This is a genomic window from Niabella sp. CPT15-335-S11, assembly GCF_058792415.1.
In genome coordinates, this window is record NZ_JBYTEI010000005.1 from 81018 (window position 1) to 104986 (window position 23969).

The 23969-nt window shown below is 46.2% G+C and carries 16 protein-coding genes; 11 read left to right on the forward strand and 5 right to left on the reverse strand.

From position 1 onward, the window contains the following. The first annotated feature begins 245 nt into the window (after positions 1-245). Complete coding sequence (locus AC3WS5_RS13815; protein WP_492467986.1) at positions 246-2399, forward strand: S9 family peptidase; 2154 nt, start codon at positions 246-248, stop codon at positions 2397-2399. 43 nt (positions 2400-2442) lie between these two features. Here the strand turns inward: AC3WS5_RS13815 and AC3WS5_RS13820 are convergent, their stop codons facing one another. Then, positions 2443-4833: an alpha-ketoacid dehydrogenase subunit alpha/beta gene (locus tag AC3WS5_RS13820; protein WP_492467987.1), complete on the reverse strand. Its 2391-nt coding sequence runs from the start codon at positions 4831-4833 to the stop codon at positions 2443-2445. A gap of 143 nt (positions 4834-4976) precedes the next feature. Here AC3WS5_RS13820 and AC3WS5_RS13825 point away from each other — a divergent pair, with 143 nt between their 5' ends. Then, positions 4977-5372, forward strand: coding sequence for a DUF1573 domain-containing protein (locus tag AC3WS5_RS13825; RefSeq protein ID WP_492467988.1), 396 nt, complete (start codon positions 4977-4979; stop codon positions 5370-5372). An 89-nt stretch (positions 5373-5461) separates the two neighbouring features. Then, positions 5462-6661 (forward strand): pyridoxal phosphate-dependent aminotransferase, encoded by a 1200-nt coding sequence (locus AC3WS5_RS13830; protein WP_492467989.1) that lies wholly within the window; start codon positions 5462-5464, stop codon positions 6659-6661. Between the two features lie 49 nt (positions 6662-6710). On the opposite strand, the gene AC3WS5_RS13835 is transcribed toward AC3WS5_RS13830, so the two are convergent. After that, positions 6711-7304, reverse strand: a complete 594-nt coding sequence (locus AC3WS5_RS13835) for a GNAT family N-acetyltransferase (protein ID WP_492467990.1) — start codon at positions 7302-7304, stop codon at positions 6711-6713. A 141-nt stretch (positions 7305-7445) separates the two neighbouring features. Here AC3WS5_RS13835 and AC3WS5_RS13840 point away from each other — a divergent pair, with 141 nt between their 5' ends. From AC3WS5_RS13840 to AC3WS5_RS13850, 3 genes are all read left to right on the forward strand, one after another. Next, positions 7446-8768: an ammonium transporter gene (locus AC3WS5_RS13840; RefSeq protein ID WP_492467991.1), complete on the forward strand. Its 1323-nt coding sequence runs from the start codon at positions 7446-7448 to the stop codon at positions 8766-8768. A gap of 260 nt (positions 8769-9028) precedes the next feature. Continuing rightward, positions 9029-12094, forward strand: coding sequence for an amidohydrolase family protein (locus AC3WS5_RS13845; RefSeq protein ID WP_492467992.1), 3066 nt, complete (start codon positions 9029-9031; stop codon positions 12092-12094). 20 nt (positions 12095-12114) lie between these two features. Continuing rightward, positions 12115-13416 carry an amidohydrolase family protein gene (locus AC3WS5_RS13850; RefSeq protein WP_492467993.1) on the forward strand — a complete coding sequence of 434 codons (1302 nt, stop codon included), beginning with the start codon at positions 12115-12117 and terminating at the stop codon, positions 13414-13416. Between the two features lie 74 nt (positions 13417-13490). Here AC3WS5_RS13850 and AC3WS5_RS13855 read toward each other — a convergent pair whose 3' ends face one another. Both AC3WS5_RS13855 and AC3WS5_RS13860 read right to left on the reverse strand, forming a co-directional pair. Continuing rightward, entirely contained in the window at positions 13491-14402 is a 912-nt protein-coding gene (locus AC3WS5_RS13855) for a hypothetical protein (protein ID WP_492467994.1), read from the reverse strand. Positions 14403-14566: 164 nt separating this feature from the next. Beyond that, the gene (locus tag AC3WS5_RS13860; protein ID WP_492467995.1) at positions 14567-15046 is read right to left on the reverse strand and encodes an LEA/WHy family protein; all 480 of its coding nucleotides are present in this window, start codon (positions 15044-15046) and stop codon (positions 14567-14569) included. Between the two features lie 662 nt (positions 15047-15708). Here AC3WS5_RS13860 and AC3WS5_RS13865 point away from each other — a divergent pair. Then, positions 15709-18279 (forward strand): beta-mannosidase, encoded by a 2571-nt coding sequence (locus AC3WS5_RS13865; protein ID WP_492467996.1) that lies wholly within the window; start codon positions 15709-15711, stop codon positions 18277-18279. Positions 18280-18346: 67 nt separating this feature from the next. Here the strand turns inward: AC3WS5_RS13865 and sucC are convergent, their stop codons facing one another. Next, positions 18347-19558, reverse strand: a complete 1212-nt coding sequence (sucC, locus tag AC3WS5_RS13870; protein WP_492467997.1) for an ADP-forming succinate--CoA ligase subunit beta — start codon at positions 19556-19558, stop codon at positions 18347-18349. Between the two features lie 109 nt (positions 19559-19667). On the opposite strand from sucC, the gene AC3WS5_RS13875 reads away from it, so the two are divergent. The 4 genes from AC3WS5_RS13875 (at position 19668) to AC3WS5_RS13890 (ending at position 23753) form a co-directional block, all read left to right on the forward strand. Beyond that, positions 19668-20552 (forward strand): purine-nucleoside phosphorylase, encoded by an 885-nt coding sequence (locus AC3WS5_RS13875; RefSeq protein ID WP_492467998.1) that lies wholly within the window; start codon positions 19668-19670, stop codon positions 20550-20552. Then, complete coding sequence (locus tag AC3WS5_RS13880; protein WP_492467999.1) at positions 20473-22578, forward strand: putative porin; 2106 nt, start codon at positions 20473-20475, stop codon at positions 22576-22578. The genes AC3WS5_RS13875 and AC3WS5_RS13880 overlap by 80 nt, the downstream gene beginning before the upstream one ends. Positions 22579-22654: 76 nt before the next feature. Then, positions 22655-23062 (forward strand): heavy-metal-associated domain-containing protein, encoded by a 408-nt coding sequence (locus tag AC3WS5_RS13885; protein WP_492468000.1) that lies wholly within the window; start codon positions 22655-22657, stop codon positions 23060-23062. Positions 23063-23246: 184 nt separating this feature from the next. Further along, the gene (locus AC3WS5_RS13890; protein WP_492468001.1) at positions 23247-23753 is read left to right on the forward strand and encodes a TlpA family protein disulfide reductase; all 507 of its coding nucleotides are present in this window, start codon (positions 23247-23249) and stop codon (positions 23751-23753) included. Positions 23754-23969: the final 216 nt, after the last annotated feature.

Here is a 23969-nt window from a genome sequence, read left to right on the forward strand (position 1 = left end):
AAATAGTGACCCAGCATTAGTTACAGCGAAATTGAACTTCCAACCCATCGAGTTCATCCTTTAACACCCACAATGACCACTTTTGCGCCCCTTTTTCAGGCTGGTCCGACCGCCCGAATAAATTGACCTCCATCTGATTTGGAAAAGATTTATATTTAGAGGCATTAAATGACTATAATCCCTGATTTTTGTAGTTACTGCAAAACCTTAGGGGGGTGACCAAAAGAGAAAATAAAATTATGCATATGAAGAAATATGTATTATTGGGTATTGTGGCCGTGGTTTCTGTTTCAAACGCCCAGAATGCTCAAAAACTAACTTCAGAAGATTACGCCAAAGCCGAAAGAATGCTTCCCAATTATGTAAGCAGCCTGGTGGAACGCAGTTCGGTGAATCCGGTCTGGCTGCCTTCGGGAGATTTTTGGTACATGAACAAGAAAGGCAGAAGTTTAGAGTTTGTGCTGATCAATCCGAAGGAGGGGGCACGTAAAACGGCCGGCAGCAAAAGGGATCTGCTGCAGGGTTTGCAGGAAAGCAAGACGCGCCCCGAAGTTGGCTATACAGAGGTTTTGTCGCCCGATGGCACCAAGCTGGCTTTTATCCGTGATTGGAATCTTTGGGTGAAAGATCTGAATACCGGTACTGAAAAGGCGCTCACCAAAGATGGCGTCAAAGATTTTGGTTATGCCACAGACAATGCGGGGTGGAAGCATACCGACCGGCCGATACTGCTCTGGTCACCCGATTCAAAAAAAATTGCCACCTTTAAACAGGATCAGCGGCATGTACGTGATATGTATCTGGTCCGCACAAAAGTGGGCGCTCCTGAATTGGAACAATGGAAGTACCCCCTGCCGGGAGACAGTGATATTGTCAGAATTCACCGCGTAATAATCGATCTTGATCGTGGGAAGCTGATACCACTGAAAATGAACCCCGATGCACATCGCAGCACACTCTGTGATGATATTTCCTGTGAAGGGGGATTTGACGATAATATATGGAATTCCGATGGCTCTCAGCTTGCGTTCATTTCCACGACCCGGGACCACAAGAAAGCGACCCTGAGGATCGCCGAAGCTGCAACCGGCCTGGTGAGAACAGTATTTGAAGAGGATGTTACTACGCAGTATGAATCGGGAAGGGGAGCGTCTAACTGGCGGTTCCTGCCGGGAAGTAACGAGTTTATCTGGTATTCCGAAAAAGACAACTGGGGTCATTTATATTTGCATGATCTGAAAACGGGGCAACTGAAAAACCGGATCACCCAGGGAGATTTTGTCGTGACGGAAATTGTACAGGTAGATGAGAAGAACCGGGTTATTTACTTCAAAGCCAAAGGGAAAGTCCCGGGTTCAAATCCCTATTTTACTCATTTTTACAGCATCGGTTTTAATGGGAAAAATTTGCAATGGTTAACGCCTGAGATTGGCGATCACGACATATCCATGTCTCCCGACGGTAATTATTTTATCGATCGCTATTCACAGCCGGATGTGCCCCCGGTAACTGTATTGAAAGGTATTAAAGGGAATCTTATTTGTATCCTGGAACAGTCTGATGTCTCAATGCTGATGACCACAGGGTGGAAGCCCCCGGCAGTTTTCCAGGTGAAATCCGCCAACAGGAAATTTGATTTGTATGGGCTTATGTTCACACCCCGACAAACGGATCCTGGAAAAAAATATCCCGTAGTGGTGAATATTTATCCTGGCCCGCAGGGCGGCAGCGTGAGCAGTTGGTCGTTTTTACCTGCACGGGGCGACAACCAGGCGCTTGCTGAACTTGGGTTTGTCGTTGTTCAACTGGAAGGCAGTTGCAATCCCAACCGATCCAAAGCTTTTCATGACGCGTGCTATGGCAATATTTCAGAAAATACCCTCCCTGATCAGATAGCGGGGTTAAACCAGCTAGCCCAAAAGTTTCCATTTCTTGACCTGACCAGGGTAGGTATATGGGGACATTCCGGCGGAGGATTCGCCACTGCAGCCGCTTTGCTCAGATATCCTGAATTCTTTAAAGTCGGTGTGTCTCAGTCGGGCAACCACGATAACCGAAATTATGAAGACGACTGGGGAGAAAGATATATCGGCTTGTTAACGCGAAACAGTAGGGGGAGTGACAATTATGCCCCGCAAGCCAATCAAAACTATGCGGGAAATCTAAGGGGCAAATTACTGATTGCGCATGGAGGAATGGATGATAACGTCCCGCCCTACAATGCTTACTTGCTGGTGGACGCCCTGATAAAAGCCAATAAAGATTTTGATTTGATTATTTTTCCCAATGCCCGGCATGGTTATGGACCGGACAACAGGTATATGATGCGTCGCAGATGGGATTACTTTGTGAAAAACCTGATGGGCGCCGAACCACCCAAGGAATACGAGATCAGGTAGCAGGTATTCATCATCTGCACGAAAATAATATGAACGGCGGAACTTACTCCTTCATGACTTCGAAGATCACTGTGGCAATTTCCTCAGCATTGGGTTTACTGAAATAGTCGCCATCGCTGCCATACCCTGGTCGGTGTTGTTTTGAAGTAATAGTCCGGGGCGCCGTATCCAGGTACCTGTATCCACCTTGTTCTTCCAATACTTTATCGAGCATATACGCCGTAGCCGCGCCGGGAAGGTCTTCATCAACAAAAATGATCCGGCTGGTTTTCTTAAGTGAACGCAGTATTTCATGGTGGATATCGAACGGAAGCAGTGTCTGGACGTCGATCAGTTCGCAACTGATTCCTTTTAACGCTACCAGCTTAATAGCTTCCTCGACTACGCGAAGGGTGGATCCGTAGCTGACAATGGTAATGTCGTCGCCAGTGTGAAGTATTTCCGGAACACCTAATTCGACGGTCATTTCGCCCAGGTTTTCCGGAAGCCGTTCTTTAAGCCGGTAGGAGTTCAGGCTTTCGATAATTAGTCCCGGATCATTGCTTCTTAATAAAGTATTATACATACCTGCGGCCTGCACCATGTTTCGCGGCACGCACACCCATATTCCCCGAAGTGAGCTAAGGATAAGACCCATTGGTGAACCGCTGTGCCAGATTCCTTCCAGCCGGTGACCACGGGTACGAATGATCAGCGGACAACTTTGCTGACCGGCCGTGCGGAAATGCAAAGTAGCCACGTCATCTGAAAGGGGTTGCAATCCGTACATCAGGTAATCCAGGTATTGTATTTCTGCTATCGGGCGGAGTCCGCGGAGTGCAAGGCCGATACCTTGTCCGACTATCGTGAGCTCCCGGATGCCGGTATCAAAGATCCTTTCTTCTCCATATTTTTTTTGAAGCCCCGAAAAACCCTGGTTCACGCCACCAATTTTACCAACGTCCTCTCCAAATGCCATTACCTTTGGATTGGAAGTGAACAGTTGATCAAAGTAACGGTTCATAATCTCGAACCCGTTCAGCATCGGGCTTTCGCTGGTGACCACCGGTGCCACCTGCGGTACTTTCAACGCGCTTTTCGGACCGTTGTCGTAAAGGAATGTGTTATACAGGTTTCTATTTTCCTCCTGTAGTTCGTCATAGTATTTACGGGCTGCCTGGTTGTTTTCCTCTTTGCAGTGCAACATTGCTCTGAACAAGCTTTCCAGGATATTTCGCCTGAGCGGTTCGCGACTAACTCTCAGGTTGGACGCAAGACCGTTAAGTGCTGGAGCCTGTTCCGGCTCACGGGCTGCCATCTCCTTTAAAATTTCAAGTGTCTTTCCAAGCTGCGATTTCAAAGGCGCCGTGTATTCCTTCCAGGCAGCATCGCGGGCTTCTTTTACAATCTGGCGTGCTTTAGTTTCCAGGTTCAACAGGTCGTCCTCACTAGCCAGCGCATTAGCCAGGACCCATTCTTTCAATTTTTTCAGGGCGTCCCATTCCCGCTCCCAATCAAGTCTTTCTTCAGATTTATAACGTTCATGGCTGCCGGAAGTACTATGACCCTGGGGTTGTGTCAGCTCCTGTACATGGAAAAGTACAGGTGTATGTGTTTCTCTCGCCAGCGTGATCCCATCTTCAAAACTTTCCACCATACCCATATAATCCCAGCCTTTCACTTCGGCGATATAAAAGCCGTTGGTGCCTTCTTCCTTTTCAAATCCTTTAAGGGCCTTGGAAATTGAACCTTTTGTGGTTTGGTAATCTGTCGGGACTGAAATGCCATAGCCATCATCCCAAACAAAAATCACGAGAGGAACTTGCAATACACCGGCTGCGTTGATCGTCTCCCAAAAATGTCCCTCGCTGGTGCTGGCATCGCCAATCGTGCAGAAACAAACTTCATTGCCGTTATCTGAAAGATTTGAGAACTGTTTCAACACAGGTGCTTCTCTGAAAACCCGGGACGCGAAGGCGAGACCCAGGGATCTGGGCATTTGTGATGCAGTCGGAGCCATATCCGCCGCCACATTTTTACGGTGAACCAGGTCCAGCCACTCTCCGTTCTCGTCGACGATCCTGCTGGCGTAATGGCTGCTCATCTGGCGTCCACGGCTGAAAGGGTCCCTTCCTTCGATCGGATCTGCATATAGCTGCGCAAAATATTGCTGCGGCGTACCTATACCCAGAGCCAGTAACAAGGTCTGGTCGCGGTAATAACCACTTCGCCAGTCGCCAGGCTTAAAAAATCTGGACATCGCCACCTGTGCAACTTCCTTGCCATCGCCGAATATGCCAAATTTAGCCTTCCCGGTCAATACTTCCCGTCTGGCCAGGAGGCTGATCTCACGACTCAGGACTGCAATATAGTAATCGCCCAGAACCTGATTTCTGAATTTATCAAAAGACAGGACACTTTCCTGCTCTGTCGCTGAACTTGTTAAATTATCCATGCAATATAGAAGTGGGTCCTCCCCAATAGCTACGAATATAATGAATTTGGGCAAATTTTGTGCAACCATTTAAACAAGTAAATCGTCTACCCGTTAATTTTGAGTCGTCAAAAGATGCTATTTTACTTATAAACGCAATAATTATGAAAAAATTATCCTTGATGCTGATGTTAGTTTGTGCCGGGTCTTTCATGGTCGCCAAAGCTCAGTCGGGCGATCCCGCAGACAAGATTATTAAGATGAGTAAGGAAAAGTACGATATCGGAAAAATTCCACAGGGAGTACCATATACTTTCTATATGGAATTTACCAATATCAGCAGCAAACCGGTCGTAGTTGAAAATGCGATGGCGGGCTGCGGGTGTACGGTACCGGATAAACCGGTGAAGCCGATCATGCCTGGTAAAACCGGAAAGGTTAAGGTTGTGTATAATGCAGCAGCAGCAGGGCCTGTAAATAAAGATGTGGAAATTAAATTTGCCGGAATCAACGAGCCGAAGATCATTTATTTTACCGGAGAAGTACTGGCGAAGAAATAAGATATAGAGGAAATACATATTGATTTTGAAAAGACCCCTGTTTTAACGGCAGGGGTTTTTAATTACGAACTTTGGGATTACCTTTGAGTATGGTAAAGATTTCCCGGCGGGGATTTGATATGCCCGCGTCTCCGATCCGAAAACTGGTGCCTTATGCAGAAAAAGCCAAACTACGTGGTATTCAGGTTTATCATTTAAATATTGGGCAACCTGATATTGAAACGCCGCCTGCCATTCTGGATGCCGTTCGAAATGCAGATATCAAAGTACTGGAATACAGCCATAGCGCAGGTAACCCGTCGTACCGCCGAAAGCTGGTGGAATACTATAACAGGTGGCAGATAAAAGTCAGCCACGAAGAGATACTGGTAACAACGGGTGGGAGCGAAGCCATCCTTTTTGCGTTGCTTTCTTGTTTTGAACCAGGGGATGAAGTCATCATTCCCGAGCCTTTTTATGCCAATTACAATGGATTTGCGCACGCTGCAGGCGTCCGGGTTATACCTGTTTCTTCGACAATAGAGACCGGTTTTGCACTGCCGCCGATAGCCGATTTTGAAAGATTGATTACGTCCCGGACCCGGGGAATCCTGCTCTGCAACCCCAATAATCCGACCGGGTATTTATATACGCCGGAAGAAGTAAGGGGACTGGGAGAAATATGCAAAAAGCACGATCTTTTTCTGATCAGCGATGAAGCATACCGCGAGTTCTGTTATGAAGAAGGGTGGCCGTATCTCAGTCCGATGCAGATTGAGGGTTTGGAGGATAGGGTTATCCTGGTTGACACGGTTAGTAAACGCTACAGTGCGTGTGGGGCTCGGGTTGGTGCGCTGGTAACAAGGAACCGGGAAGTGTATGAGACGGCGTTGAAGTTTGCCCAGACCAGGTTGAGTCCACCAGGATTGGGACAGATACTGGGGGAGGCCGCAGTTGACTTACCCAGCGATTATTTTGACGGACCAAAAAATGAATATTTACGTCGGCGTGACTTGTTGGTGTGGAGATTAAACGCTATGGAGGGGGTTTATTGTCCGAATCCCGGCGGAGCGTTTTATGCGATTGCCCGTCTTCCCATCGATGATGGTGATCTTTTCAGCCAATGGTTGCTGGAAGAGTTTTCGTACCAGGGTCAAACGGTTATGCTTGCGCCCGCCAGCGGCTTTTACAGCACGCCTGGCGCCGGGAAGAATGAAGTACGGCTCGCTTACGTAATTAAGATGGAGGCTTTGAATCTTGCCATGGATTGCCTGGAAGAAGCGTTGAAGGTCTATCCTGGCAGGAGGTAAACTTGCGGCGGTCGCGAAAGAGCTAGTTAATTCTGTTGGTCCTGTGCGTCTACGGGCGATCCGCTAGTTCCGCGTTATAGCGTTGGAGAATGCCGCCTATTAGCTCACGGTCCATTTCTGACCAGGGGATCGGCGTTGTGGGCTCTGTGTTTTGTGTGGTTAGCGGAAGCTCCCACCAGCCGACATCTTTCCAGACGCCCAGTTTGAAACCAACATTCCGGTAAGTTGCGAATCCGGAAAATCCCATATGCTCGTGAAATCCCACGCTTTCCGCGTTTGGAACGCTAATGACGGCGAAAACTTTGCAAATCCCCTGTTCTTTTAGCAGTTCAAAAAGTGCCCCGTACAGTCGTTTAGCTACTTTTTTCCCTTTAAAATCCGGGCGCATATAGATAGAGCTTTCAACCATCCACTGGTAGGCTTCCCTATCCCGATATCTGCCTGCGTATGCATACCCTGCAATTTGGTCTCCCTCTGTGGCTACCAGCCAGGGGTATTGTAGGGAAACTTGTTTGATGCGGTTTGAGAAATCTGTCAGGGAGGGGATAATATTCTCAAAAGTTACAAATGAACCGGTTATAAATGGTGCATAAATGTCCAGCACTTGCTGAGCGTCAGCACCTCTAATTGGTCTAATTATCATATTGTAATAATAAAAATGTTAAATAATTTGACGATTTTATCAAAAATAATGCTAATTGTATCTAATTTTACATAAAATTCGACGTTCGATTGTCATTTATTAGTTTAACGTCGATAATTTGTAAGTATTAATATTATTACTATGCACATGACTAGAAAGATGGCGATTTATCCGTTCATTCTATTAATTTTATTGGGGTTGATTGCTTTGTTTTGGGGCCATAATCCTCAAACCATCTCTGCCCACCCCGAAATTGACCGGGGTGATACCGCCTGGATGCTGACCTCTGCCGCATTTGTCCTTCTGATGACGCCCGGACTGGCATTCTTTTACGGAGGTATGGTTAAGAAGAAAAACGTAATCTCCACAATGTTACAAAGTTTTATTTGTATGGCGATCATTACAGTTATTTGGGTCGTATTTGGATTCAGCCTGGCTTTTGGAAAATCGATCGGGGGAATTATTGGCGATCCGCGCACATTTTTCCTGATGAATGGGGTGCTCGAAGGAAAACCCTGGCCCGCTGCACCGACGATTCCACTGGTGCTTTTTGCCTTTTTCCAGTTGAAATTTGCCATTATTACCCCGGCGCTTATAACGGGAGCTTTTGCAGAAAGGATCCGGTTTACTTCCTATCTTTTTTTCATATGCCTCTTTACTATATTTATATATAGCCCACTGGCTCACCTCACCTGGCATCCCGATGGCCTGTTGGCCAAGGCGGGGGTGCTGGATTTTGCTGGCGGGACTGTAGTTCACATGAGTGCAGGGATAGCCGCGCTGGCGGGGGCCATTTACCTGAAGCGGAGAAATGAGCCCGAACACAAACCTGCCCGGATCACCTATGTATTGCTGGGAACAGGATTGCTTTGGTTTGGATGGTTTGGATTCAACGGGGGTAGCGCTATGGGCGCAAATACCCTGGCTGCATCTGCCCTGGCCACAACCGCTACAGCCTCGGCTGCCGCTGCTTTTGCCTGGGTGATTTTTGATGCGGTCAAAGGCCGGAAACCCTCGGCCATGGGCACATCGATCGGGGCAGTAGTCGGACTGGTCGCCATCACACCAGCGGCTGGGTATGTCAGCCTGCCGCATTCTCTCGTAATAGGCATTGTATCATCATTAATCAGCAACGCTATGGTGGACTGGCGGAGCCGGACTGCCATTGATGACACGCTGGACGTGTTCCCTTGCCATGGCATCGGTGGAATGGTAGGTATGTTTTTAACCGGAGTATTTGCCAACAGGGCCATCAATCCCTCAAATGTCACTGGAAACGGTCTGATCTTCGGTGAGACCAAACTCTTTTTCACTCAACTGATAGCACTGGTTAGCGTGGCCGTAGTCATTTTCGGGGCATCCTTTCTGCTGCTTAAAATTACAGATCTTATAACACCACTAAGAGTCAGTGTAGAAGAAGAAGCGGAAGGTCTGGACCGTAGCCAGCACGGTGAATCCTTATAAGAGCGCTGAATAAGTGGGGCAACAGTTTTTACCGGGGGAACATTGATCCCCCGGTTCCTATTTCGGCAGGTTGATGTTAGACCCGCGAAACGCCCGATACTAGCCTGAAATTCCGTTCATCATATTTCTTTACATGATTCAACAATTTGTTATATTTTCCTGCATAGAATTCGGAAATTCATCGCTGATTAACAAAATCTCAATATTACACCGGACCAACGTTAAAGTTGCAGATTGACTAATAAACAATAGACACAAGAATGATGACTAAAAGACTGCTGAATACCCTGATTGCGGCCATAATGGGAATGAATATTTCAGCTCAGACCACCTTTCCGGTAAACGGTGTCGCAGACCCACGGACGGGCTATTATGCATTTACCCACGCGACCATCGTAAAAGATGCTATGACAAAGCTTGAAGACGCTACACTGGTTATCCGCGAAGGAAAAATTATTTCTGTTGGCAAGGGAAAAGCACCGGATGATGCTGTGATCATCGATTGTCAGGGAAAGATAATATACCCTTCACTGATCGACATATATAGTGATTATGGACTTCCTGCTGCGCAAAGGCCCGCCGTTGGATTTTCATTTTTTGGCCCACAGCAATTTACCAGCAATAACAAGGGTCCGGTAAACTGGAATCAGGCAGTCAAAAGTGAATTCGATGCCGTATCCATTTTCAGCGCTGACGCCACACGCGCAAAGCAATTGAGAGAGCAGGGCTTCGGAACGGTTGTCAGTCACCAGAAAGATGGAATAGCCAGAGGCACCGGATTTTTAGTCACCCTAACCGGAGACAAGAAAAATCTTTCCGTCATCAGAGAAAAAGCAGCAGCATTTTATTCGTTCAGCAAAGGAAGTTCTACGCAGACCTACCCCTCCAGCATGATGGGTGCTGTGGCTTTATTACGTCAAACATTTTTAGATGCCGATTGGTATGTAAAAAACAAGCCCGCTAAAGAGGGTATCAACAAGACGCTCGAGGCCTGGAACAATTCAAAGGGGCTACCCTGGATTTTTGAATCTACCGATAAATGGGCAGACATCCGGGCCGACCGGATCGGAGATGAATTTGGCGTCCAGTTCATCATCAAAGGCGGGGGCGATGAATATCAGCGAATCAAAGAAATTTCAAAAACTAAAGCGGCTTTTATTCTGAATCTGAACTTTCCCGAGACACAGAACGTAGAGGATCCGGCTGATGCGAGGTACGTATCACTAGGCGATATGAAGCACTGGGAACTGGCACCGGGCAACGCCGCCGCACTCGAAAAAGCAAATATTGAATTTGCGATCACATCAGCAGATCTAAAAGATCTGAAGAGTTTTCGCGCAAATCTCAGGAAGGCTATCGACTACGGACTAACGGAAAAGACCGCCCTGGAAGCACTCACGAAAACGCCTGCAACCTTGCTCAAGGTCTACGACAAAGTCGGCAGCCTGGATGTAGGCAAACTAGCGAATTTCCTGATCACGGATGGGAACCTGTTTGAAACTAAAACACATATCCTTGAAAACTGGGTGCAGGGTCAGCGCTTTGATACCGACTCGAGGCTTACTGCAGGCGCGACAGGGAAATATAAACTCACCATTCAGGGAAATTTTGGGACTTCAGTCTATGTTCTTGAAGTCAAAGATAATAACCAGGCCAGGATATTGGCCAAAGACACCCTTACTGCAAAGTTTAAAAAAGAGGATAAGCTGGTCACGATCAGTTTTGCACCAGGTTCGGGAGGGAAATCATCTGTGCCCTCTACAAAGGAACCTGGCCAAAAAGCTCAGAAGGAATTCGCCATGATCAGACTGAGTGGCGCCGATTATGGAATTTCCTGGCAAGGGATTGGACAGGATACTACCGGGCAGCCCGTTACCTGGACTGCTGAAAAACAGACAGCAGAAATCACATCTAAAGATAAAAATGACCGAAAGACGCCTCTTCCACAGGCCAAGATCACTTACCCATTTGGTAATTACGGAAATGAGACATTGCCCCTTCAGGAAAACCTCCTGTTCAGAAACGCAACCGTCATCACTAACGAAAAAGAAGGGACGCTCAGCCAGACAGATGTTCTGGTCAGGAATGGTAAAATTGCACAGATCGGTAAAAATATTCCGGCAGCCGGCGCCAGGATTATAGATGCCACCGGTAAATATCTTGCACCGGGTATCATTGATGAACACTCACATATTGCCGCGTTTTCGATTAACGAGGGAGCACATTCGGTTACTTCGGAAGTACGCATCGGCGACAACCTGAACCCGGAAGATATCAATATCTACCGGCAACTAAGTGGCGGGGTAACGACTTCTCATATCCTTCATGGCTCAGCCAATACCATCGGCGGCCAGACCCAGCTCATTAAACTCAGGTGGGGCGCAGATGATGAGGGACTTAAATTTGCCGGCGCCGATCCGTTTATAAAATTTGCCCTGGGAGAAAATGTCAAAAGAACAGCGCAGCCAATGGGGAACACCAGGTTTCCCGATACGCGAATGGGTGTGGAAGAAGTACTGGCAGATGCCTTCCAGCGGGCGAAAGATTATGAGCAGGCAACTAAAGAACAACGGAAAGATGTGAGAAGGGATCTTCAACTGGATGCCCTGGTAGAAATACTGAATAAAAAGCGCTTTATTACCTGCCACAGTTATGTGCAAAGCGAGATCCTGGCTTTGATCAACGTTGCGGAAAAATATGGGTTTAAGGTAAATACATTTACGCATATCCTGGAGGGTTATAAAGTGGCTGACCGGATGAAACAGCACGGCGCTAATGCCTCTACATTTTCAGATTGGTGGGCTTATAAGACCGAAGTGCAGGATGCGATCGCTTACAACGCGGCTATCATGCAGAAAGTTGGACTCAATGTGTGCATCAACAGCGACGACCCCGAGATGGCCAGGAGGCTGAACCAGGAAGCCGCTAAAACGATTAAATATGGTGACGTCAACCCCGATGAAGCTTTCAAAATGGTCACGCTCAATCCCGCTAAAGCGCTGCATATTTCAGATAGAGTAGGGAGTATCCGTGTGGGTAAGGATGCCGACCTGGTACTGTGGAGCGATCATCCTCTTTCCATCTATGCCAAAGCTTTGTATACACTCGTAGACGGTACTGTATATTTCGATAGGGAAAAGGATGCTAAAATGCGAAAAGAGATTGCGGCCGAGAGAAACAGACTGATCCAAAAAATGATTAGCGAAAGAAAGTCAGGCAGCCCAACGGTTGCGGCCAGGCCGACCCCGCAGGTAGTACTCCACTGTGAAGACCATGAACACGCAAAGGGTGTCCTGGAAACCGATAGCTATGAAGACCGTTTTTGAATAAGCCAAAACATTACATTATGAAAATATACATATATATAAGCCTGTTTGTTTTTTCCGCTTTGGGTATTTCTGCTCAGGACGACATTTATCCCGCCAAACCTCAGGAAGGAGTCATCGTCATTAAGAATGGAAACATCCATACAGGTACAGGAGAAGTGATCAGCCAGGGCACCATTGTTATTGAAAATGGAAAAATTAAAAGCGTTGGAAGTGCCACTGCCGGCACCACAGCAGGAACCGTTATTGATGCCAGCGGAAGAGAAATTTATCCCGGATTGATCCTACCCAATACCGATCTTGGGCTTAAGGAAATTGCCAGCGGCGTTAGAGGTAGCAACGATTATTCCGAACTGGGTGATTACAATACGAGTGTCCGTTCTATTGTTGCATACAATACAGATTCAAAAATTATTAATACACTCCGCGCCAATGGAATCCTGTTGGCTGGCGTTGCTCCGGAAGGAAATCTGCTGACAGGTTATTCTTCTGTGGTTCAGCTGGACGCCTGGACCTGGGAGGACGCGCTTTACCAGGCAGATTACGGGCTGCACCTGAACATGCCCGCGCTAATGGCTCCTCCGCACAGATCATTGCCGGTACAGAACGAACCAACAACCGACCCGCTGAAAGAGGGATTGCAAAAAGTTGCTGGAGTAAAACAGTTTCTGCAGGAAGCCAAAGCCTACAGTCTAATGCTCCGCAAGCAGGATGTGAATCTCAAATTCGAGGCGCTGAAGCCACTGTTTGAGAAGAAACAAAAATTGTTTGTACACGCAGACCGGCTGCGGCAGATCCTGCTTGCCATCGACCTGGTCAAAGATCTGAATATTGATATGGTATTGGTAGGAGGGGCGGACAGTCACCTGGTGACGCCCCTGCTTAAACAGCACAGTATCCCGGTTATTTTAAATCAGCTTCATAACCTGCCGGTCATGGAGGATGATGATATCGATCAGCCTTTTAAAACGCCTTTTATCCTCCAACAGGCGGGGGTGTTATTTGCACTGAATGATGACGATGGGAGCAGCCGTTACCGGAACCTCGCCTTTGAGGCAGGTACCGCGGTAGCGTATGGCCTGACCAAAGAGCAGGCCCTTCAGGCCATTACGCTGAATCCCGCTAAGATCCTTGGTATTGCCGACCGGACCGGGTCGCTGGAAGCCGGTAAGGACGCGAATATTATTATTAGCGAAGGTGATATACTGGATATGCAACATAGCAAACTAACGGATGCATTTATCCAGGGCCGGAAAATTGACCTGTCCAATAAACAGACCCAACTTTACGAGCGATATAAATACAGGTACGGGCTTAAATAACCTAATTGATAAATATCACTATTTGGCGACTATTTGCTAACGACGATGCGTGATGTAGCAGGATTTCTAGTCCGTCAGAAGGAAAAGCCTGTGGACAGCTCAGTCCCGAAAGTTTTCCGAAAAGCGCCGTTCATGTTTGTCGTTTGTATTTGTCCATTCGAGAGATACAATTTATCGGTTCCAACTTCACTGCGCCAGTTTGAATAAAAGGCACGAATGCCTGCGGTAATATTTCTGTTTACCCGGTAGTCGACCTTAGCATCCAGATCCAGCCCATAGCCGCGGGCGTGGTGCCTAAAGCTCACCGGGTGCTGAACCGTTTCGATCAGATTCCAGTTGGCTTTTGCACGATAATTAAGGTAGTAGATTCGTGCTCCCGCCCCGGCCACAACTTTCGGGGATAGTTCTTTTTTTAGGTTCATCAATGCAAATGGCCCAAACCATTTTGGGGAATAACTGCTTTTTAAATCAGGGTTGTTATCATCGGACAGGTTGAATAATTCTTTAGCCAGACTGAAACCGGCACCGGGACGTATAGAAAATCCATGGTCAGTGTAGAGGTCATAATCCAGCTGAGCCGAAACAGATTGGCTGTTACCGCTCTTGCTTTGAAGATTAAGATCGGTTACCATCTGGCTGCGGTCCGAGCCATTATAATCCCGGTCGGAAACCTTTCCCTGAAACGTAAATTGTTGTGCAAAAAAAGCAGATGCCGAAATCTTTTCAGAAACAGGATAAGAACCCCGCGCGAAAAACCCTGCTGCGTGTACGGGTTTAAAAATCAGTTCCGACAGAACATTAATGTATTGGCCGTTCATCGTACCATCGATAGACCACCTGAAATCTGTTCTTTGCCATACCGGTCCAATACTGAGTTCTGGTTTTTTTTGAAGTCGCGACGGCTGAGCAGTTGCACAATCGGGCAGCAAAGGCAGGATGATTATTAACAGTAAAAATAAGACTGATCCGGGAATTATAAAATGCATATTTAGCTTGTTATCAGAAATATATAGTTCTTAACTAAACCTTAATTAAATATCATCATTCAAGGCCTGGTAAGCCACCTCCCGGTAGATAGGCCAACTCCCTGACGTAGAAAGTTGAAATGGGAGAACCATTATTGGGTTTTAGATCTCCCCCCGTATTTTACTTACCGGATCTGGTTAATCCATTCAAGTGTGGCTTTCTTACCCCTGTAGCGAATGGGAATGTCCCTTCTTAAAGCTCCCTTACCCATCCTTGCATTGCCTTCCACCCGCAACTGGAGGGAGTCCTTAAACATGAGTGTCAGGGCGTTTGAGAAGATTTCCTTCAGATTTGCCGATACCCTGACTGGCACCGTGAAGTTACTTCTGGCTGGAATGCTGACTTCTTTATTGGTGCTGAAATCGCCCACGTAAATATCCTGGATCCAGGCCTTGCCGGTCGCCCGACTTAACACGCCGCCGATGCGGTTAGGGTTGTGAAATACCAGGTCCATATCCAGGGTGGATTCGTCAACGCTCAGTTTGCCCAGATTCGTATTCTGAATCCCCTCAAACTGGATGTCGTCAAAACGCATACACGAAGTCAAAGACAGAACGACAAACAGGTATAGTAAACCCGGCAGAAAAGGATAAGATTTCTTCATGAACGCAAATTAGGATTTCTTTCGGTGGGGTGGGGGAGTTAATACTTAAAATTCTATGAAAATGCAGAAAGCAAAATTCAAATGAAAAAAATATTGTTAAACGAGCGTTTTTGCGATACTAATATAATTAGTATTTCTGCGTTCGAAGATGCACAAAACAACTGCTAACTATATTAGTATCTACAAAAACTATAAAGTGCTGATAATTAGCATTTAAGAAAATATTATATTATGCGAGTTTCTATATTAAACGAGCCAAATTGAGCAGTAAATGAGGAGATATTTTCGAGAAATATTTTAAGTCATTTGACTGTTCATAAATATTGGTTTACAATTAGCTACATGGGTTATCTTAATATATATTTATGATAACTATGATATACACAATATCGATAATATAATGAATCTAGTAACACTACAAACTGCATCGGGTTTGATACCCTCATACCCCTGAATGAACCTGATCATCTTTCTGAAGTTATGGTTGGGCACTTCAGTCTGGCATTGTTCAACAGGCATTTGCTTCCCCCGGCTATCTGATTTTTTAAGTCGGCATACTTCACCCGCAGGTTTAAAGTGATTTAAATAACCTTACTACAATCATCTTTCTACAATTCGATTAATGCATAATTTTGCGGAAATTCATCCATATGAACATGCTGATGAGAATTATTTTAGCTATGACTATTCTGCATTCAACTTTAATCGGTACGGCACAGCTACCCTTATCTCAGCCTCTGCACTCGGGCTGGAAGTTCAAACAAGCCAGGCTGACAAACTGGTATCCGGCCAATGTGCCCGGCGTTGTGCATACGGATCTGATGGTGAACGGGATCATTGAAGATCCCTATTTCCGACTCAATGAGCGGGGAGCACAGTGGATCGATAAGGAAGATTGGATCTATGAGACAAAGTTTGACATCTCCCCTGAAATTTTGCAGAAACAAAATATTCGTCTCCTTTTTAAGGGACTGGACACCTATGCCGATGTTTACCTCAATGACAAAAAAATAATCACCGCGGATAACATGTTCAGGGAGTGGGATGCTGATGTTAAAAACTTGCTGAAAGACACTGGAAACACTTTGCGGGTATACTTTACCTCGCCCATCAAGATGGATATTCCGAAATGGGACGCGCTGCCATTTCACTACCAGGCCAGTAACGACCAGTCTGAGAATGGAGGTGTGTTCGACAAGAAGGTGAGCGTTTTCGCCCGTAAAGCCGGTTACCACTATGGTTGGGACTGGGGTCCGCGACTTGTTACCTCCGGTATTTGGCGGCCCGTATTGTTGCAGGCCTGGGATCAGGCAAGAATAGAAAATGTTTTCTATCATCAAAAGGAGGTGACCGAAAAAAATGCTGCAGTGCAGGGTGTCGTGGAGGTCAGGGCAAACGAGGATATTCCGAATGCCTTATTAACCATTAGGGAAGGCGCTGAAGGTAAAGTCCTTGTTTCAAAAACAGTGTCCCTGAAAGCGGGCACCAACCGGTTAGAACTGCCGTTTAATATCAGGAACCCGAAGCGTTGGTGGAGCAACGGACTGGGTGAACCTCACCTGTATGATTTTACTACGACACTTCAGCTTGGAAATAAAATAACGGATAGTCAGTCAGAAAAGGTAGGCCTTCGTTCTATTCGTATTATTAATAAGCCGGATGAGTACGGCAAGACCTTCTACGTCGAGCTGAACGGCAGGCCCGTTTTCGCGAAAGGTGCTAATTATATACCGAATGATATGTTCCTGCCAAGGGTCACAGACGCTAAATATGATTCGGTGATCGGTGATGCCGTGAAAGCGAATATGAATATGCTGCGCGTTTGGGGTGGAGGGATTTATGAGAATGATATTTTTTATCAGCTATGCGACAAATATGGCATCATGGTATGGCAGGACTTTATGTTTGCCTGCAGCATGTATCCTGCGGAGGGAGCTTTGCTGGAGAATATGAGGCAGGAGGCTATTGGTAATGTCAGGCGCCTGCGAAATCATGCCTGCATTGCGTTATGGTGCGGCAATAACGAGAACCAGGAAGCCTGGCTAACCTGGGGTTGGAAACAGGAAATAGAAAAACAGAACCCTAAGTACGCCGAAACGATGTGGAAGCAGTTTACAGAGCAGTACAATGTCATGCTGCCGAAAGTGGTTCAGGATAATGATCCGGGCGCTTTCTACTGGCCGTCTTCTCCTTATTCAGAATACGGGGTGCGATCCAATGATCACAGTGGTGACAGGCATTACTGGTCCGTATGGCATGGTAAAGAACCTATCGCAAAATACAACGTCGAGAAAAGCCGGTTCTTCAGTGAATATGGCTTTCAGTCGTTTCCTGAGTTTGAATCCATTAAGAAATATGCACCGGAGCCACGCGACTGGAGCATTGAGTCAGAGGTGATGATGTCGCATCAGCGGGGGGGAGCTCACGCCAATGCCCTGATCGAGACCTATCTTGAAAATGAGTACCGCAAACCTAAAGACTTTCAGTCCTTTTTGTACATGAACCAGGTGCTGCAGGGGGATGCGATTAAAACCGCCATGGAGGCGCATCGTAGGATGATGCCTTATAATATGGGCAGTCTTTACTGGCAGCATAACGATGTGTGGCCGGTTGCCTCCTGGTCGGCCAGGGATTATTACGGCCGATGGAAAGCGCAGCAGTATTTTGCGAGGGACGCTTACCGCGATATCCTTGTCTCGCCGATAGAAGAAAAGGGGATACTGAATGTTTATACCGTTTCTGATAGGATAAAGGACGCGACGGGTGCTCTCGAGGTGAAACTACTGAAGCTGGACGGACAACAGATCAGTTATCAGGAGTCGAAGGTCGGGGTACGTGGAAACTCAGTTCAGAAGCAGGTTTCGCTGAAAATTGCTGATGTATTGAAAGACATACCACGCGGAGATGTTGTAGTGTATGTGTCGTTTAGCGAAAAAGGCGGGCCGATATATACGAATCACTATTTCCTGGTAAAACAAAAGGATGTGAATTACCCGAAAGTGACGATCTCCAGAACGATTAAACCTGTTGCAGGCGGCTTTGAAATCTCACTTCAAAGTGATAAATATGCACGTGCGGTGTTTATGTCAATCGAAGGTCTCGATAACTTTTTTGAAAACAATTATTTTGATCTGCTTCCGGGCAAGCCGGTTAGCATAAAGGCGAGGACTGGTTTAACACAGGCTGAATTTGAAAAACAACTCAAGATTATCTCCCTGGTCGACGGATATTAAATTGTTTCTAAATGGCCTTTATCTAAATCCGGTCGGCGATACTAAAGTTTGTGCCCGAAGGATGTAATCAGGCTACGGCTTTTTTTACCAGATCGGCAGCCTCGCTCAACAAGATGGCTGACTCAACTTTCAGTCCGCTTTCATCAATCAGCGCCTTGGCTTCGGTGGCATTGGTGCCCTGTAAACGAACGATGATGGGGATATCGATGTTACCCATATTTTTGTAAGCTTCGATTACGCCAGCGGCCACCCGGTCGCAACGTACGATACCGCCAAAAATGTTGATGAGTATGGCTTTAACCGCGGGGTCTTTCAGGATTATTTTAAAACCGGCTTCAACAGTCTGAGCGTTTGCTGTACCGCCCACGTCCAGGAAGTTTGCGGGTTCACCGCCGCTAAGTTTGATCATATCCATCGTGGCCATCGCCAGACCGGCGCCATTTACCATGCACCCCACATTACCATCCAGCTTAACAAAATTCAGGTTATACTTTCCGGCTTCTACTTCGGTCGGGTCCTCTTCAGAAACATCGCGAAGCGAGGATAAGTCGGCATGACGAATCAGGGCATTGTCGTCAATATTCATCTTGCAGTCAACCGCAATTATTTTTTCGTCGGCGGCTTTGAACAGGGGATTGATCTCAAGCATGCTGCAATCCAGTCCCAGGTAAGCCTGATAAAGATTTGTGACAAACCGGGTGCAGTTTTTGAACGCTTCTCCTTTCAAGCCCAGGTTAAAAGCGATCTTCCGTGCCTGGAAGGGTTGTAATCCGCCTGATGGGTGTATCCATTCTTTGAATATTTTTTCCGGCGTCTGGTGGGCAACGTCTTCTATGTTCATGCCACCTTCTGTGCTGTACATGATTACATTTCGGCCCCTACCGCGATCCAGCAGTATGGACAAATAAAACTCTCTCCGGTCGCTTATCCCATCATAATACATGTCCTGCGCCACGAATATTTTATTGATGACCTTTCCGGCAGGTCCTGTTTGAACGGTCACCAGTGTATTGCCGAGCATGCCTTTGGCAAATTCCTGTACATCTTCCAAAGACTTGGCCACCTTCACGCCATTCAGCCCCGTCTCCCTGATTACTCCTTTCCCGCGGCCTCCCGCGTGAATCTGTGCCTTGATGACCGCGAACTTACTCCCCGTATCGGTTTTGATCTTGCGGTATGCATCTTCAGCCTGCTGTACCGAACTGCAGGGATATCCCTCCTGAACGCTTACATTATATTTTTTTAATAATTCCTTTGCCTGATATTCATGTAGGTTCATATAACAATACTTTGATGCGAAGATAAGGGATTCAGTTTTAGGACCTATAATCAGGATACAATTTCAAAAACATCAGGTTGAGTATACAAACGTTAAAACTTCTGTTTCTTTGTTTGCGACACAAATCTTTGAGGATGGACTTTCCATATATTTGCCTCCAAAAACTTATATGCCGGATCAGATGGTCGAAAAAGTCAATGAGGCGGTTTCCTTCCTGAAGTCCAGGTACCCGCACAGCCCGTTCGCGGGTATTATATTGGGGAGCGGCCTGGGTAATTTCGTTGAAAAGATCCGGGTGGAGCTTGAGGTGCCTTATGCGGAGATACCAAATTTTCCGGTTTCTACGGTGAAAGGGCACTCCGGTAAATTGATTTTCGGGGAACTATCCGGCCGGAAGATCGTTGCTTTGGCAGGCCGTTTTCATTATTATGAAGGTTATACTCCGCAGGAGGTCGTTTTTCCCATAAGAGTTTTAAAATTATTGGGTATTGAAGTCTTGTTCCTGAGTAACGCGGCTGGCGGTGTTAATCCGGATTTCAGGGTGGGTGATATTATGATCATTAGGGATCATATCAGCTTTGCCATTTCAAATCCGCTAATTGGCAAGAATGTCGACGAATGGGGCACCCGGTTCCCGGATATGAGTGAACCTTACAACAGGGGGCTGATAGAGAAGGCGGTGGAAACAGCTCTCAGTAATCAAATCGATGTAAAAAAAGGAGTATATTTTGCTGTTACCGGGCCCACTTTCGAAACACGGGCCGAGTATAAGATGATCCGGCTGCTGGGTGCAGATGCTGTGGGCATGAGTACGGTACAGGAAGCAATCGTCGCCAATCATATGGGGGTGGCCGTATTTGCAGTAAGCGTGATTACAGACATCGGTATCCGGGAAGACGAAAACAGGATCACACATGAAGAGGTTTTGGAAGCTGCGAATCTCGCAGAACCCAAACTCGCACATTTATTCATTAATTTACTGGCAGTTATTTGAGGGGAAGATGAAGTATTTGCTGGCGATCATTATATTATTTACCGTTTTGGAAGGCAACTCCCAGGGCCGCGTTAGGGGAATGGCTGACCGTATGCGGGGAATGGGCGGTAGCGGTGGCGGAGGCGGCGAAGGTCTCGCCAAACGAAACCGGAACGAAGACTCTATTTCAATTAGCTACCGATACCTGGATACCACGCGAATTTACCGGCTGGACTCCTCCATCGATGATTTCTATAAGCGATTTCCGATTCCTGCAACTTATTATTATTTGGGCAATACCGGAAACGCGGCTCAATCCTATCTTTTTTCTCCGAGAATGAAAGCGGGGTGGGATGCAGGTTTTCATGCCTATGATGTTTACAGGACGACGGTTGAAAAGGCGCGATTTTTTACCACCACGCGACCTTATTCGGAACTGAATTACCTGATTGGCAGTCGTACAGAGCAGTATATTGAAGTGTTGCATACGCAAAATATTAAACCAAACTGGAACGCCCATTTTCAATACAGATTCATCAATTCGCCGGGGATGTTTCTGAACCAGAAGACGAATCATAACAATTACCTGCTGACAAATTGGTTACAGTCGAAAAATAAGAGATATAATAACTACTTCATCCTTGCAGCCAATAAGTTAGGCGGCTCGGAAAATGGGGGGCTGATCGATACGCTTAATTACCTGAATGATCCTATCTACAGCGACCGCCTGTATATTCCCACCAAGCTGGGGGAAGGCACACCATATGGTAGAAATTTCTTTAATACGAAAATCAACACCGGTAATAAATATAACGATTTCAGCCTGGTGATGCGCCAGCAGTATGATTTTGGCCGGAAGGATTCTATCGTAACCGACAGCACCGTTGTTCCTTTGTTTTTTCCGCGGGTGAGACTGGAACATACTATAACCCGGAGTAAGTACACTTATATCTATACGGACATTCATCCGTCCCCTGCAGCTTACGAGACTTTTTTTAAGCTAACACTACCAGGTGGCAACAACCCGTTTGAGCTCAAGGACCAGTGGAAGAGAATGGTGAATGATTTTTCCATTTATACTTTTCCTGATGAAAAGAATACCCAGCAGTTTATCAAGCTCGGCGCGGCTCTGGAAAATCTTTCGGGCAGTTTCGATTCATTGGTTAGCAATAAACAATATATGAATGTTTACGGTCATGGTGAATACCGTAACCGTACTAAAAATCAGAAATGGGATCTTCTGGCTAATGGCGTATTTTATTTCGCTGGTTATAATATTGGAGATTATGAAGCCCGGGCAAGCATTCAAAGCCTCCTGGGTAAGAAGATTGGTTCTATTCGGCTCGGGTTTGAAAATGTAAGCAGGAAACCGTCTTTTATTACCAATCCGCTTAGTGCATTTCACCTGATGAAAGATGAAGAATCACTGAAAAAGGAAAATACGATCCATCTTTTTGCCAATCTTTTCCAGCCTCTGCTGAAACTGAGTCTTGGTGGACATTATTACCTGCTAAACAACTATGTTTATTACACCGATTTTTACAAGATCAACCAATACGGAACGCTTTTCAATATTTTGCAGGTCAATGCCAACAAGATTTTTGAGACCGGAAGAAAGAAACAGTGGAAATGGCGATCTGAAGTTTATTTTCAGCAGGCTGTTGGGAATGCGCCTATTCATGTACCGTTGGTTTTTACGCGGAACCGTTTCGCTTATGAAGGTAATCTAGGGTATCCCAATCTAAACCTGGCCTTCGGGTTTGATACCCGCTATCATACCGCTTACAAAGCCAATAACTATTCGCCCGTAAACGGCCAGTTTTTTTACCAGGATTCGGTGACCACCCGTTACAGGTTGCCCGACATTTCTGCTTACCTCAATTTCAGGATCAATAGTTTCAAAGCCTTTATTCGTGCTGATAACCTGAACACTTTTGGCAAACTGGGCCAAAACTATGGCTTTTACGATCACAACTTCGCCATACAGGGTTATCCCTACCCAGGCCTGGTTATCAGGGTAGGCGTATTTTGGGGTTTTGTTAATTAATTATTGGCTATTTTTGATGCTTGTGAACGGTTTCAAAAGAAACAATCGTCTCAAACTTTATTAATAAAAGATTATAATGTATCAGTTCAGATTATTTATTACGTTATTTACGCTTGCGTTGGGTATTTCAATGGTGCATGCGCAGGACAAGGAAGAAGTGATACCAGTGTCGGGTAACTGCGGTATGTGTAAAGGAAACATCGAAAGGGCTGCAAAGAAGGCACATGTTACTTTTGCCGATTGGAATAAAGACACAAAAATGCTGACTGTGAAATATAATGCGAAGCAAACGCAGGCGGTAGCCATTCAGCAGGCTATTGCGGATGCCGGGTATGATACCCGCGATATCCGGGGCAATGATGAGGCGTATAAAAAATTACATGAATGTTGTCAGTATGACCGCACCCGGACTTATCCCGCCACTGGAGATTCAACAAAAGAAAAACCTGGTAAGCTGCCAGCTTCCGGTGGAAAGAGAAAATAGCTAGTTAGATTGAAAGAAACGCCGGGGCGGTGATCGTTTTATCACTCATCTGAAATGGCTTTCTCCAGGAGACTGTTCAGCCTGTCTGTTTTATCAGGCCTTACATGTTTATTTACGCTCATCTGGGCGATAATCAGCGACCCGATGATTATTTAAAACTGGCTACCCGGTTAAAAGGTATATCGTGAAATTCATCAAAATAAAATATTTCCTTGGACTCAGCCTCATCCTTATTTTTTGCTCAGTTCAATTGCGGGCTCAATCATTTCCGGGACCTGGCAGGAAAATCCCGGATTTTGTCCTTATGACGTCAGGCGGAGACTCTTTGTCCATCCAAAGCCTGAAAGGAAAAGTCGTGTTTCTTGATTTCTGGGCTTCCTGGTGCTTTCCCTGCAGAATCACCAACAAACAACTGGCCAGGATGTATCCGCAGTACAGTGGGAAGAATTTTGAAATAGTCAGCGTGTCTGTGGATGAATCGGTAAAAAAGTGGAAGAAAGCGATCAGGAAGGATCGAATGTCCTGGTCACAGTTGCTCGACAAACCGGTGTCCAAAGGCAGCATAGCCGAGGCATGGAATATTAACGCCATACCTGCCTCTGTTTTGCTGAATGCCGAGCAGGAGATTGTTGCTGTAAATCTGAGTCCGGCCGACCTGGAACAGATTTTGAAAAAAATGCTGCCCCAATAGCGTTTTAACCTTTTCAAATTTCACTTTTTTTGCGATTAACGGGCTTTGACCTGCAGACAGAGCTAACTAAAGAAACGTGGTTGAGTTTCTTTAATTGCCCTATGCATGTCTTGATCTGCTGATAGAGCTATCCAAAGTAAGGAGTCAGCCGCGTGATGAATGTTTTTCCGTTAAAGGGTTCTGCCATTCATACCCCAATAAATACCTTTGCCGATT

Bases quoted from the DNA above. Each gene is read 5' to 3' on its own strand.
- AC3WS5_RS13815 (WP_492467986.1), top strand. From the start codon at position 246: ATGAAGAAATATGTATTATTGGGTATTGTGGCCGTGGTTTCTGTTTCA.
- AC3WS5_RS13820 (WP_492467987.1), bottom strand. From the start codon at position 4,833: ATGGATAATTTAACAAGTTCAGCGACAGAGCAGGAAAGTGTCCTGTCT.
- AC3WS5_RS13825 (WP_492467988.1), top strand. From the start codon at position 4,977: ATGAAAAAATTATCCTTGATGCTGATGTTAGTTTGTGCCGGGTCTTTC.
- AC3WS5_RS13830 (WP_492467989.1), top strand. From the start codon at position 5,462: ATGGTAAAGATTTCCCGGCGGGGATTTGATATGCCCGCGTCTCCGATC.
- AC3WS5_RS13835 (WP_492467990.1), bottom strand. From the start codon at position 7,304: ATGATAATTAGACCAATTAGAGGTGCTGACGCTCAGCAAGTGCTGGAC.
- AC3WS5_RS13840 (WP_492467991.1), top strand. From the start codon at position 7,446: ATGCACATGACTAGAAAGATGGCGATTTATCCGTTCATTCTATTAATT.
- AC3WS5_RS13845 (WP_492467992.1), top strand. From the start codon at position 9,029: ATGATGACTAAAAGACTGCTGAATACCCTGATTGCGGCCATAATGGGA.
- AC3WS5_RS13850 (WP_492467993.1), top strand. From the start codon at position 12,115: ATGAAAATATACATATATATAAGCCTGTTTGTTTTTTCCGCTTTGGGT.
- AC3WS5_RS13855 (WP_492467994.1), bottom strand. From the start codon at position 14,402: ATGCATTTTATAATTCCCGGATCAGTCTTATTTTTACTGTTAATAATC.
- AC3WS5_RS13860 (WP_492467995.1), bottom strand. From the start codon at position 15,046: ATGAAGAAATCTTATCCTTTTCTGCCGGGTTTACTATACCTGTTTGTC.
- AC3WS5_RS13865 (WP_492467996.1), top strand. From the start codon at position 15,709: ATGAGAATTATTTTAGCTATGACTATTCTGCATTCAACTTTAATCGGT.
- sucC (WP_492467997.1), bottom strand. From the start codon at position 19,558: ATGAACCTACATGAATATCAGGCAAAGGAATTATTAAAAAAATATAAT.
- AC3WS5_RS13880 (WP_492467999.1), top strand. From the start codon at position 20,473: ATGAAGAGGTTTTGGAAGCTGCGAATCTCGCAGAACCCAAACTCGCAC.
- AC3WS5_RS13885 (WP_492468000.1), top strand. From the start codon at position 22,655: ATGTATCAGTTCAGATTATTTATTACGTTATTTACGCTTGCGTTGGGT.